We start from the raw sequence: 12,893 nt of genomic DNA, 5'->3' as shown, positions 1-12,893 counted from the left end.
TATGAAAAAGATAATAATATGTTTATTCCTGTCGGCCGGATTGAGCGGTTGTCATGTGTACCGGACTTATGAACGTCCGGATATGACGGTTACCGACAGTCTTTACCGACAGCCGGTGGGTGTAGCGGATACCGCTTCCATTGCTTCCCTTTCGTGGAAGGAACTGTTTACCGACCCGCAACTGCAACAACTGATTGAAACGGGTATCGCGAATAATACCGATTTGAATATCGCCCGTTTGAAAGTGAAAGAAGCAGAAGCATTACTGCTTTCTTCCAAGTTGGCTTATTTGCCTTCTGTATCGCTCACTCCGCAAGGAACATTGAGTAGCGTGGATGGTTCGAAAACCTCCAAGACCTATGATCTGGCAGCATCGGCAGACTGGGAACTGGATATTTTCGGAAAGTTGACCAATGCCAAACGAGGAGCCAAAGCCGCCCTCGAACAGAGTGAAGCCTATAGGCAAGCGGTACAGACACAACTGGTAGCAACGATTGCCAATAGTTACTATACCCTGTTGATGCTTGATAAGCAATTGGATATCACCCGTCGCACGGCTGAAACATGGGATGAGAACCTGCGTGCAATGAAAGCATTGAAAAGAGCCGGGCAAACGACGGAAATGGCTGTTGCCCAAACAGAAGCGAGCAAGCTATCGGTAGATGCCTCCGTACTTTCTATTGAACAGCAAATCAGTGAAATGGAGAATTCTCTTTCCGCTCTGTTGGGTATGGCTCCGCAGTTGATAACACGTTCTACGCTTGACAACCAGCGTTTCCCGGAATCCCTTTCAACCGGAGTGCCGTTGCAACTGTTGCACCGTCGTCCGGATATTCGTCAAAAGGAAGCTGAACTGGCCGAGGCTTTTTATGCAACGAATCAGGCACGTTCTGCTTTTTATCCCTCTATCATGTTGAGTGGTTCCGCAGGATGGACAAACTCGGCAGGTGGCGCTGTAACCAATCCCGGACAGTGGTTGCTTTCCGCTGTCGGCTCATTGGTTCAGCCACTTTTCAATCGCGGGCAGAATATTGCTAATTTGAAAGTAGCGAAAGCACAACAGGAAGAGGCGTTACTCACCTTCCGCCAAAGTTTGCTTGATGTGGGAACGGAAGTAAACGATGCGTTGGTGCAATGGCAGAAAGCGCAAGGCCGTTTGGCACTCTCCAAACAGCAGGTCACTTCGCTTCAGTCCGCGGTGCGTAGTTCCGAACTGTTGATGCGGCACAGTTCGCAAAACTACTTGGAAGTACTTACTGCCCGTCAGACTCTGTTGCAGGCAGAATTATCCGTCGCTTCCAATCGTTTTGATGAAATACAGGGAGTTATTAATCTTTATCATGCATTGGGAGGAGGATACTGATTGATAGTAGATGGATTAAAATAAAATTGTTAATAAGTTGATATCAAAGATGCTGAATATATAAACTCCCATCATAATCTTTGTATTTAGCATCTTTGTATATATCAACCAGTTGATTACTGTAATCAAGGATTATATCTGTGGAGGTTTGGGATAAATTGGTCGCCAGAATACCACTTCCCAAAATACCGGGATTACATAATACACTGTCTTTCCTTATTGAATTCATGGTAAGCTCTACACCTGTGTAATCTTTGATGCCGGCCTTTTCCAGACTGGATGTAATATAGTTGTCCAAAGATGCTTTATCATCTCCGGTCATGAATCCATACCATAATAAACACTTCATTCCTAATAGAGTAGCCTGTATCAGGACATCGAGATAGGTTACTCCAGAATTTCCTTTCTTGTCTATTTCGTAAGGATCGATATGGATGAAAGAGGATGTGGGAAGTGAAGGCAGTAGCTCTATGGTACCTCTCGAAGAGTCGGTATGATGTATCTCTACAGAGGCACTTAATCCGATTTGTTTGGCATAGGTACCCACATTCTTCAGTGCACTCTTTTCTAAATCAAAGAATACAAACCTTTTTGCTTGCTTCCCTAATACATTCATAGCCAAGGCAGGTGAACCTAAATAATTTCCTTTTGCCATCTCTCCGCTTTCCAGTTGGTAATATACGGAATCCTTTAGAGATGGGACCTCATCTGCTTTCTCCAGGAAATGATAGATGCCATATTGCTGCTCCGGGGTTTGTGTCATCGGATAGATGGCACATGCCGAATTGGTCTCTACATATACTTGCGGAGTTTCATTCTTGAGTACTTCACAGAGTATCAGATGTTTCAAGACATCGGGTTGTTTTGCGAAATGAGTGTAAGTTGCCATATCGGTGTATTTAGGAATTAACCAATTCATGAATCGAAGTCGCACCAATAGCTTCGGAATTTTTGGCATGGTGCTTCCTTTCTTTAAATGTTCTTTGTGAATTACATAATTCTACAAATATAAACAGATAGGATAATACGGGAAAATAAAAGGGTGCTTTTTATCTGAAATCATTGTGGACGAATTGTATTTTTAGTTAGCTTTGTAGAAATAAAACAAAGAATTATGAAAATGAAAGTCTTGCTATCTGCCATTGTATTTACGCTCTATACTGTTTCCTATGCTCAGAATATGAAAATGATTGATACTAGTGTGCCTAAAAAAGATAAAAAGGAGGCTGTGGTAGTTGAATATGATTCGTTAACTAATATACGCCCTTATAAAGATGCTTCCTATTATAAACAATTTGTTGGGCAAAGTATTTTGTTCTATCCCCGGAATCCAAATTCTTCGGAATCACTACCTAAGTATTATGCTAATTTTCTAACTTCTAATGAGCAGGTTGTTGCCATTGACACTATTTGGCGAAAAAAAAGATCTAACCCTAAACCTAAAGATTATAAATTAAATCAAATAACCTCCAAGAGATATAAACCTCAGTTGGTGAAGGATGGTTATGTTACTTTATGTGCTTCTTTTCACGATATACTTGAACAAGGATATAGGATTTTTCCATTTGAAATATATAGAGCAACGAATCATTCAATGGAAAAACATGATGGCATTTTCACACCTTATAATGAGATAGAAGGCAGGACTTTTAAAATTTTAGATATAGAGCTGTCTGATGCCGGAGTTGAAAAAAACACAATTTTTGCACTACAGTCTGAAGAAGGTGATACTCTTTATTGGTATGCTAAACGTGGTGAGTATGATGGATTCAATTATACTAGGCAACACTATCCTGTCATTGTATTAGGATTTATGGATAAAATGAAACAGTTGTATTTGAATAAAGACATATACATTAAAAATATTCATCCGATTAATAAATATAAATGTATGGAAATAGCCTATTCAGGCAGTGAAGATACTTATATGGTTCCTTCATTTGTTCTGAAGAATGATAGTGCCGATTTGATAATGCCATTATGTGAGAGTCCATCTCTATTTTCATACGAAGTAAGCATATTTGATAATCAGAAAAGAATGACTCAGATGTATTTCTATAATTTGGATGTTGTCGAAGCAGACGTTTATGAGGAAACAATGGAAAGAGAAAGACTTGCTAAAGAGGAATTATTGATGAAGGAAAAGTTAGCACAAGAAGAGGCAAAGAAGTTAGCTAGTATAAAAAGACAACAGAGAACTAAAGAATTATATAAGAAATACGGAAAAGCTACGGCGGACTTGATATTAAAAGGCCAAGTGTGTATTGGGATGACTAAGGCTATGGTTCTGGAATCATGGGGGCATCCTTCGGGTGGCATTAATAAAACTACTGGTGCATGGGGGACACATGAACAATGGGTATATGGAATGGGACAATACTTGTATTTTGAGAATGGAAAATTGACAACTATACAAAATTAGTCTGTTCTTGTTTAGTATAAGCAGCCTGTAATTTTAACAAGGTAGGCACTATGAAATATCAGTCTTTCTTAAACCACCTGTAAACCCATTTACCCACCTTTTCATAATGCCGGGTTTCGGTATCAGTGTATAGTTTAGAGAAGAATGATGTATCTAATGGTTCTCCCGATTGGTTAGGATATAATACGATTAAGCTATTGTTGGAGAAGTACTTACTAAGCTGTCTCGGTAGTTTCTCAAAAGAACTGTCGTAAGAGAGAGTTCCCGGTCGTGCACTGATAATAACTAATAAATGGTCGTAGCTTACTTGTCCCGTCAGCACCAGCAAGTCATTCCAATCTTCCAAAAGGGAGAAATCGGTAAGTGTCTGCTTATGCCGCTTTTTTATCCACGTTTGCAGGCGTATGGTTGTTTTTTCATTGGCAAAGAAATGTACCCGGCATCCGAGGGTACTTCCCATTCGACAGAAATGTTCCATCCAATGAGGAAAACCGGATTCGTATTCGGCTTTAGGAGGGACGGCAATGACAATTCGTTTGATTGTATGGACTGGTATTAGAAACTTAGAAATAATTATCTCACAGTTTAATCCATTCAATAAATGTTCGGCAAGTATTCCAAAGTATGAGTCTGTGATATTTTTCTTACGATGCAGACCGGTGATAATACTTGTGATCTCATTTTCCTTGACTGAATGTATAATGCCGGAAGCTATATTCAAATCATACCGTGTGACTTTCTTCAGTGGTACATTTGCTTCTGTTGCTGTCATTTCCGCTTTTTCCAGGTAATATTTGCTTCGAAGTCGTAGATTATCGGAATTATTATTGTCGTTGATTACATTGAGGGCCAGTAGATTATCTTTCAATTTAGAATCACGTATGATTAGAGACAGATTCACCATGTCCTCGATAGTGTCCGGGTTGGCTATGGATACTAAAATCTTCTCTGTTTCTTTTGAAGATTCATTTTCCGATAGTGAGTCATCCATTGCCACTTTTCTGGCTGCCCGTTCGGTAATCAGTGAACTCACTACGCAAGTGACCAGGATAAGCAAAACTGTGCCGTTTAGTACATCATCATTCAGCAAGCGCTCGCCGGTGGGCAGAATAATGTTATATCCGACCAATACGGCTGCCAATGTGGCTGCTGCCTGTGCGTTACTTAAACCATACATCAGGTTTCGTTCAAGAACAGACATCTTGTATATCTTTTGTGTCAGCCAGCACGCAATCCATTTGCCTGTCAGTGCCATGGTTATCATTACGGCAGCAACTTTTAAAGCATCCCCATGTCCGAAAATAACCCGTAGGTTGATTAACATTCCTACTCCGATAAGGAAATAAGGAATGAAGAGGGCATTACCGACGAACTCTAAATGATCCATCAATGGAGAAACGTGCGGAATGAGTCGGTTGAGTACTAATCCGGCGAGGAAAGCTCCCAAAATACCTTCCATACCTACAAGTTCCATCAGTCCTGCTCCTAAAAAGACCATTGCAAGCACAAAAATGAACTGCATCACGTTGTCATTGTATCGGTGGAAGAACCAGCGACCGATGCGTGGGAAGAAATAAATGATAAGTGCTCCTAGAAAGATTACTTTTACTACTAGCCAAATCCAGAATAAACCACCGGTTTCTCCTTTGAATAATCCGCCTATAACGGCTAGTACTAACAGCGTGAGCGTATCCGTCACGGCCGTTCCTCCTACAGCAATACTTACACTACGATGGCGGGATATACCGAAGCGGGTGACGATGGGATAGGCAACGAGTGTGTGGGAGGCATACATACTGGCTAGCAGTACAGAAGTGATTACACCGTATTTCAGATAAGATATATTTGCCACGAACCCAATCCCGATGGGAATGATGAAAGCCAGTAATCCCAGCACTAATGCTTTGTTTCGCGTCTCTTTGAAATCCCCCATGTTCATTTCCAGACCGGCCAGAAACATGATGTAATAAAGCCCGACTTTGCCGAATAACTGAAAACTGCTATCACGTGCCAGGATATTAAATCCATGTTCGCCAATAGCCAATCCCGCCAGGATCATACCGATAATATGAGGAATGCGCAGCTTATTCAATAATATCGGAGCAAACAAAATAATTAGGAGTACAAGGAGAAATATCCATGTAGGGTCGGTGATAGGGAATGTTAAATCAAGGCCAATCCAATCCATAATTTGACAAGTTCGTGATATTTGTTCCGCAAAATAACCTAAAAAAAAGCTTCTAAAAAAGGATTAGTTAATAAAATTAGTCATTTATTTTTTCTTCAGATTCATGATCGATGGAATGAAGAATGCGAGTGTCCCTGTTATCACAATTGCAATACCGCATATAGCAAAGAGATTGGCTATACCGATAGCATGACTCTAATAAAATTCTAATAGCGTTCTAACAAATCTCTAACAGGCTTCCGGAATACCTCCACTTACCTTTGCATCCGAAAAAGAATGCTAACAATATTTTTATGGATGATGATGAAAAAGAAAAATTTGCAAATGCTTTTAATTTGCGGTGCATTGCTAGTTACCGCATGCAAGAGTAAATCAAAGGAAGAACAACAGAGTGGTTATCGTATGGAAGGTGACACAGTGCAGATCACAGACCGTTTTTTATCTGAAAAGATAAAAGTGGCTGAGGCCAGACTTGAACCTTATTCCAAAGAAGTGATAACTTCCGGTGTGGTGCGTCCTATTCCTACCCGTTATGCCTGCATTGCTTCCCCTTTTGCAGGAAGAGTTACAAAATCGTATATACAAATCGGACAACAGGTGAACCGGGGAACCCCTTTGTTTGAAATCAGCTCACCGGATTTTACTACGGCACAAAAAGAATACTTCCAGGCATTATCGTCACGTGAGCTGGCTAAGAAAGATTTAAAGCGCAAAGAAGACCTGATAAAGAACGGAGTTAGTTCGCAGAAAGAACTGGAAGAAGCACAAAATGCTTTGCTTATTGCCGACAAAGAGTTTGAAAATGCGTCTGCTGCACTGGAAGTATATCAGGTAGAGCATCCGGAGAATATGACACTGGGACAGCCCCTTGTGGTGCGTTCGCCTATTTCGGGCGAAATTATAGAGAATAATATTGTGACCGGACAATACCTGAAAGATGATACCGAACCTGTTGCAATAGTGGCAGATTTGTCGGAAGTATGGATTGCCGCCCAAGTGAAAGAAAAAGACATCCGGTTTATCAATGCAGGCAGCAGTCTGGATATAGAAGTGTCGGCATTACCGGGGATGGTGATTAAAGGTAACGTCTATCATGTGGAAGAGGCGGTTGACGAAGATACAAGGTCTATCAAAGTACTTTCGGTTTGTGATAATTCGAAGAAACATTTGAAATTGGGTATGTATACTACCGTCCATTTTCTTAGTGCTCCCATTGAACAGATTCAGATTTCGGAGAGCGCATTGTTGCAGGGAGAGAAAGACAGTTATGTGTATGTGCAGGTTACTCCGGATATCTTTGTAAGAACACCGGTGAAGGTAGAAGCGACCAAAGATGGATTTGCTGTGATAAATGAGGGATTGCATCCGGGAGATAAAGTCATCAGTGAAGGAGGATATTATTTAAAATAGGAGATTATGAAGAAGGATTTGATGCTTTCAATTATACAGAAAAGATGGATCATGCTTTGTCTGTTTGTGATGATGTGTGTTTTCGGATATTACTCATGGACGCAACTTTCAATAGAAGCCTATCCGGATATTGCAGATGTCACATCGCAGGTTGTTACCCAAGTGCCGGGACTGGCTGCCGAAGAAGTGGAACAACAGATCACTATTCCTTTGGAACGTGCCATCAACGGTTTGCCCGGCATGCATGTTATGCGTAGCAAGAGTACGTTCGGACTCTCTATGATTACGATTGTATTCAAGGATGGGACAGAAGATTATTGGAGCCGCCAACGGGTACAGGAAAGATTGAATGAAGTGGAACTACCTTATGGGGCAGTCCCCGGGCTCGATCCGCTGACATCACCTGTGGGAGAAGTCTACCGTTATATTATAGAAAGTGACCAACATTCACTTCGTGAACTGACCGACCTCCAGAATTGGGTGGTTATTCCCCGTATCAAAGAAGTCTCAGGAGTGGCGGATGTGACAAATTTCGGAGGTATCACCACCCAGTTTCAAGTAGAAATAGATCCTTATAAACTGGAACAATATCACTTATCCCTTAGTCAGGTTATTGAGGCTATTGAAAATAACAATGCCAATGTGGGAGGCAGCATATTGAATAGGGGAGATCTGGGGTATGTGGTACGCGGTATAGGTTTGATAGAGAATCTGGACGATTTGGGGCATATTGTGGTCACTACAACTTCCGGAGTTCCTGTCTTTTTAAATGATATCGGCTCTTTGAAATACGGTAATCTGGAGAGGAAAGGTGTATTGGGATATACCGATCGTACCCGTGATTATTCGGAAAGCTTGGAAGGGATTGTACTTCTTCTGAAACATGAGAATCCGTCTAAGGTATTGGATGGCATTCATGCGGCAGTGGATGAATTGAATCATGAAATTTTGCCGGAGGGGGTGCGTATACATACTTTTCTGGATCGTACCAGCCTAGTAGATACAACTTTGGATACTGTTTCCCATACGCTCTTAATGGGGATGGCATTGGTTGTTATTGTGCTTATTTTGTTTTTGGGCAACTGGCGTGGAGCATTACTGGTTTCAATCACCATTCCGGTATCCTTGCTTATCGCTTTTATCCTGATGCATCTTACGGATATCCCTGCCAATCTTCTGTCACTCGGAGCCATAGATTTTGGAATCATAGTAGATGGTGCCATTGTTATGCTGGAAACTATTCTCAAGAAACGTGAGGATTATCCCGAACAGTACATCGAAGAACAAAGTATCGCACAACGAGCCAAAGAGGTAGGACGCCCGATTCTTTTCTCCACCATAGTCATTATTACAGCCTACTTGCCATTATTCGCTTTCGAACGTGTGGAACGTAAACTGTTTACTCCTATGGCATTTACGATGAGTTATGCAATGATCGGAGCACTTTTGGTTGCTCTTCTGCTGATTCCGGGACTGGCTTATGCTATTTATCGTAAGCCGCGCAAGGTCTATAAGAATAAATGGCTGGAAAAATTGAAGGAGAAATATACTGGCGCAATAGTGAAACTCATAGAAAAACCAATAAAGACCATACTCTTTTCATGTTTGATTCTGATTGCAGGTATCGTGTTAAGTGGTGTTGTAGGGAAAGATTTCCTTCCTGAATTGGATGAGGGTTCGATCTGGTTGCAGGTGAATCTTCCTCCCGGCATTTCTGTTGAGAAATCGAGAGAGATGTCCGATACCCTTCGTTTCCGTACGATGAAGTATCCCGAAGTAACTTATATCATGGTTCAGGCAGGGAGAAATGACGATGGTACAGATCCGTTCACCCCTTCGCATTTTGAGGTATCTATCGGGATAAAGCCTTATGATGAATGGCCGAAGGGAAAGACCAAGCAAGATTTGATTCATGAACTGGAAGAAGAATATAAGACACTGCCCGGTTTTAGGGTCGGATTCAGCCAACCGATGATAGACGGGGTGATGGATAAAATAGCCGGTGCGCATAGTGAATTGGTTGTAAAGGTATATGGTGAGGATTTTCGGGAAACACGTCGTATTGCGGAAGAAATCACCCGGGCGCTGGGAACGGTGAAAGGTGCCGTTGATCTGGATATTGACCAGGAACCTCCATTACCTCAACTGCAAATCATTATGAATCGGGATGCGATTGCCCGATATGGTCTGAACGTGTCTGATGTGGCTGATTTGATAGAGGTGGCAATCGGAGGGAAAGCTATTGCTCAGCTTTATCAGGGAGACCGTCAGTATGACATTACCTGTAAATATAAAGAAGAAATGCGGGATACACCCGAAAAGATAGCCGGATTGATGCTGACCTCTTCTACCGGAGCTAAAATACCCCTTTCGCAGGTAGCCGAAGTGAGGTTGAGTGTCGGGGAAAGTACGATCACTCGTGAAATGAACAGACGCCACCTGACGGTAAAGTTGAATCTGCGTGGACGCGATCTGGCTTCTTTCTTAAAAGAAGCGCAGAATGTGATCGATGCGAAAGTGAACTATGATAAAAGCAAATATACAGTCAAGTGGGGAGGGGCTTTCGAAAACCAGCACAGGGCTTATACCCGTCTTTCTGTCATTCTTCCGTTGACGCTGATGTGTATGTTTATTTTGCTTTATGCTACGTTCGGGAAGTTCCGGCAAGCCGGTCTGGTATTGTCCATCGTGCCGTTGGCTCTTTTTGGCGGAATGCTTGCACTCAATGTACGCGGTATGACATTGAATGTATCGTCTGCCGTGGGCTTTATTGCCATGTTCGGACTTTCCATTCAAAACGGAATTATTATGGTATCTCAGATAAATAACTTGCGTAAAGGAGGAATGGAACTTCGGAAGTCTGTTATCGAAGGGGCACGTCAACGGTTCCGTCCCATTCTGATGACCTCGGTCACTACGGTACTCGGACTGTTTCCCGCTTCTCTGGCAACTGGAATCGGGAGTGATGTGCAACGTCCTTTGGCAACGGTTATTGTATATGGATTGATGTTCTCCGCACTCATTTCTATGTTTGTGCTTCCGGTTTTTTATTATCTGATTGAGAATAACGTTTTAAATAAAAAGAAGAATGATGAGAAGGAATATACACTTTAATATCTTGCTCCTTTTGTTGCTTGTGGAAGCAATGTCTGTTCATGCAGTGGCGCAAATACCGGACAGTACTCTCTATCAGAGTATTTCTCTCGATGAGTATCTGAAACGGGTAGGGGAAGGTAATCTAAACTATCTGGCAGAGAAATTGAATGTAAGTATAGCTGATGCGGAGATGATTGCGCAAAAAGTGCTTCCTGATCCGGAAGTGGGATTTGAAGCCGGTCATGAGACTTTTTCATTAGGGCTTTCCTATTCACTGGAATTAGGAAACAAACGAGGGGCACGTATAAAGTTGGCACGTAGTCAGATGGAGCTTGAAAAACTAATCCTGGAACAGTCATTTCAGAATTTGAGGGCCGAAGCTGCCAGTCTTTTTTTGGAGGCAGTTCTTCAAAGAGAGTTGCTTGAAGTACAGCAAAGTTCTTACCAGTATATGTTGCAATTGAGCCAGTCAGATAGTTTACGTTATGTGGCGGGAGAGATTACAGAGAATGATGCCCGGCAATCAAAGTTGGAAGCTGTCACTTTGCTCAATGCGGTTTATAGTCAGGAAGCTGCCTATCAGTCGGCATTGGTCGTGCTGAATAGACAGATGGGGATGGCTGCGGACACTCTTTATATTCCGTTAGGTCATTGGGATGAACTAAACCGTGAGTTTTATCTTTCGGAGTTGATTAAAGTAGGTCTGGATAATCGTATAGATTTGTTTACGGCTCAAAAAAATACGGAAGTTACTTCCCGTGCATATAAACTGACGAGGGCAGAACGCCGCCCGGATATTGGCTTGTCCGTTTCTTATGAAAAAGACTGGAATCGTTTTTTTCCATCGGCTCGTTCTGCTACGGTAGGAGTGTCTGTTCCTTTGGCTTTTTCGAATATCAATAAAGGGGCCGTTAAGGCTGCTAAATTTCGTATTTCCCAGTCCGAAATTCAGGAGAAAGATATAGAACAACAAATACAGGCAGAGATTATGCAGGCATGGTTCAGTTATGAAGCAGAGAAAAAGAAAGTGGTTCAATTTAAGTCGGGAATGCTTGGAGATGCTCAAAAAGTAATGGATGGGATGGTATATAAATACAAACGTGGTGAAACCAACATTTTGGATGTATTAGTCGCCCAGCGTACTTATAATGAAGTGCAGCAAGAATATCTTGAAACGATGAAAGGATATGCTGTCTCGTTGGTAGAACTGGAAAAGGCTTGTGGCATTTGGGACATACGTTTCTGAAAAGGGAGGATTCTTATCCGGTTCTACATTCTGCAATGACAGTAGAACCGGATATTTATTGTTAGAATACTAAATTGTAATTCTGATACCTGCCAACGAGAGTTTATGGCATTCTGTATCTTTCGCATATTCTATAATATTCTTCCTGTTTTTTCTTGGACAACTTCTTGATGACTTCTTCTACCGAATGATTAATCAGTTCTTTGATAAGTTTGTCGGGCACATCTCCCTCTAAGTATACGGTTATCCAATGTTTCTTATCAGAAAATGGTCCCCAAAAAATATCTCTATACTGTTCTATTAATTCTTCTGCCTTATCAGGAGCACATTTCATATCAGCCCAGAATCTTCCGTTCTTTGGTTGTAATGTGGCAAAAGTGAACATTTTATCCATGACCTTAAAAACCAGGACATTTTCACCAAACGGCATACATTCTGTTGCTCCTTTAACAGACAGGCAATAGTCTCTATACTCCTCTATATTCATGATTTCCCTCTTTGTTCTTTTTCAGAGCATTCGTTTCAGCTTTGCCCTGATCCGGCTCAAACTTACCGGAGTTATTCCCAGATAAGAAGCAAGGCATTCTAATGGCATTCTCTGCAATAACTCCGGATTGTTCCGGATCAGCTTCATATACCGTTCGGATGCATTGGTGAATAATAGGGAAATAAGTCTTTCCTCCGTTTGCATGAATTCGGATTCGGCAAACTTACGTCCCCAGTTGGCGATATGAATGTCTTCTTTGAATAATTCCTGTAAGTCTTTACGCTTCAGTAAATACAACTCCGACTCTTCCATCAACTCCATCGATTCATATCCCTGCTGGTTATCCACATAACTTTTCAGCGAGACAATGGCAGCACCCTCTTTCCCGATCCAGAATGTAACTTCTTTCCCATCCACAGGAATATAAGCTCTGACAATCCCTTTCTCGATAAAAAAGATATTCGTTTCAGTTTTACCGGCTTCCAGTATATGATACCCTTTGGGGTACGTCACTTTAGACAGATGCTTTGTCAATTTATCCATCGAAGCTTCCGGTATCGGGTATATCTTATTGATAATCTCGTGTATATCCATATAACATGAATGTTATGTAGGTCGGCGGCATTGCTGCCGCTTTCCCCATTAAGAACTGTACGTGCGACTTTCACCGCATACAGCTCC

The 12,893-nt window shown here is 41.7% G+C and carries 9 protein-coding genes; 5 read left to right on the top strand and 4 right to left on the bottom strand.

The features are described 5' to 3' along the window. The first annotated feature begins 1 nt into the window (after nt 1). The gene (locus tag I2I13_RS16240) at nt 2-1,363 is read left to right on the top strand and encodes an efflux transporter outer membrane subunit (RefSeq protein ID WP_195649981.1); all 1,362 of its coding nucleotides are present in this window, start codon (nt 2-4) and stop codon (nt 1,361-1,363) included. Between the two features lie 43 nt (nt 1,364-1,406). On the opposite strand, the gene I2I13_RS16235 is transcribed toward I2I13_RS16240, so the two are convergent. Then, nucleotides 1,407-2,252 (bottom strand): hypothetical protein, encoded by an 846-nt coding sequence (locus tag I2I13_RS16235; RefSeq protein ID WP_195650022.1) that lies wholly within the window; start codon nt 2,250-2,252, stop codon nt 1,407-1,409. 225 nt (nt 2,253-2,477) lie between these two features. On the opposite strand from I2I13_RS16235, the gene I2I13_RS16230 reads away from it, so the two are divergent. After that, complete coding sequence (locus tag I2I13_RS16230; RefSeq protein WP_195649980.1) at nt 2,478-3,785, top strand: hypothetical protein; 1,308 nt, start codon at nt 2,478-2,480, stop codon at nt 3,783-3,785. A 58-nt stretch (nt 3,786-3,843) separates the two neighbouring features. On the opposite strand, the gene I2I13_RS16225 is transcribed toward I2I13_RS16230, so the two are convergent. After that, a complete protein-coding gene (locus I2I13_RS16225) occupies nt 3,844-5,973 on the bottom strand; it encodes a cation:proton antiporter (RefSeq protein ID WP_195649979.1) in 2,130 nt (709 codons plus the stop codon). Between the two features lie 300 nt (nt 5,974-6,273). Between I2I13_RS16225 and I2I13_RS16220 the strand changes: the two genes are divergently transcribed. From I2I13_RS16220 to I2I13_RS16210, 3 genes are read left to right on the top strand one after another with little or no spacing between them, the layout of a single operon-like run. Next, on the top strand, nt 6,274-7,383 hold the full coding sequence (locus tag I2I13_RS16220; RefSeq protein ID WP_195650021.1) for an efflux RND transporter periplasmic adaptor subunit: 1,110 nt from the start codon (nt 6,274-6,276) through the stop codon (nt 7,381-7,383). Nucleotides 7,384-7,389: 6 nt separating this feature from the next. Continuing rightward, nucleotides 7,390-10,497, top strand: coding sequence for an efflux RND transporter permease subunit (locus tag I2I13_RS16215; RefSeq protein ID WP_195649978.1), 3,108 nt, complete (start codon nt 7,390-7,392; stop codon nt 10,495-10,497). Then, on the top strand, nt 10,475-11,725 hold the full coding sequence (locus I2I13_RS16210) for a TolC family protein (protein WP_195650020.1): 1,251 nt from the start codon (nt 10,475-10,477) through the stop codon (nt 11,723-11,725). The genes I2I13_RS16215 and I2I13_RS16210 overlap by 23 nt, the downstream gene beginning before the upstream one ends. 103 nt (nt 11,726-11,828) lie before the next feature. On the opposite strand, the gene I2I13_RS16205 is transcribed toward I2I13_RS16210, so the two are convergent. Next, a complete protein-coding gene (locus I2I13_RS16205; RefSeq protein WP_148365754.1) occupies nt 11,829-12,212 on the bottom strand; it encodes an MmcQ/YjbR family DNA-binding protein in 384 nt (127 codons plus the stop codon). Between the two features lie 21 nt (nt 12,213-12,233). Beyond that, on the bottom strand, nt 12,234-12,806 hold the full coding sequence (locus I2I13_RS16200) for a Crp/Fnr family transcriptional regulator (RefSeq protein WP_074557505.1): 573 nt from the start codon (nt 12,804-12,806) through the stop codon (nt 12,234-12,236). Nucleotides 12,807-12,893 lie beyond the last annotated feature (87 nt).

It is taken from the genome of Bacteroides sp. D55t1_190419_B8 (assembly GCF_015558905.1).
GTDB lineage: Bacteria > Bacteroidota > Bacteroidia > Bacteroidales > Bacteroidaceae > Bacteroides > Bacteroides vicugnae.
Note: the sequence above shows the minus strand (reverse complement) of the source record. Positions and strands in the feature narration are given on the sequence as shown.

Coding starts and splice junctions, on each gene's coding strand:
- I2I13_RS16240 (WP_195649981.1), top strand. CDS start 2: ATGAAAAAGATAATAATATGTTTATTCCTGTCGGCCGGATTGAGCGGT.
- I2I13_RS16235 (WP_195650022.1), bottom strand. CDS start 2,252: ATGGCAACTTACACTCATTTCGCAAAACAACCCGATGTCTTGAAACAT.
- I2I13_RS16230 (WP_195649980.1), top strand. CDS start 2,478: ATGAAAATGAAAGTCTTGCTATCTGCCATTGTATTTACGCTCTATACT.
- I2I13_RS16225 (WP_195649979.1), bottom strand. CDS start 5,973: ATGGATTGGATTGGCCTTGATTTAACATTCCCTATCACCGACCCTACA.
- I2I13_RS16220 (WP_195650021.1), top strand. CDS start 6,274: ATGATGAAAAAGAAAAATTTGCAAATGCTTTTAATTTGCGGTGCATTG.
- I2I13_RS16215 (WP_195649978.1), top strand. CDS start 7,390: ATGAAGAAGGATTTGATGCTTTCAATTATACAGAAAAGATGGATCATG.
- I2I13_RS16210 (WP_195650020.1), top strand. CDS start 10,475: ATGAGAAGGAATATACACTTTAATATCTTGCTCCTTTTGTTGCTTGTG.
- I2I13_RS16205 (WP_148365754.1), bottom strand. CDS start 12,212: ATGAATATAGAGGAGTATAGAGACTATTGCCTGTCTGTTAAAGGAGCA.
- I2I13_RS16200 (WP_074557505.1), bottom strand. CDS start 12,806: ATGGATATACACGAGATTATCAATAAGATATACCCGATACCGGAAGCT.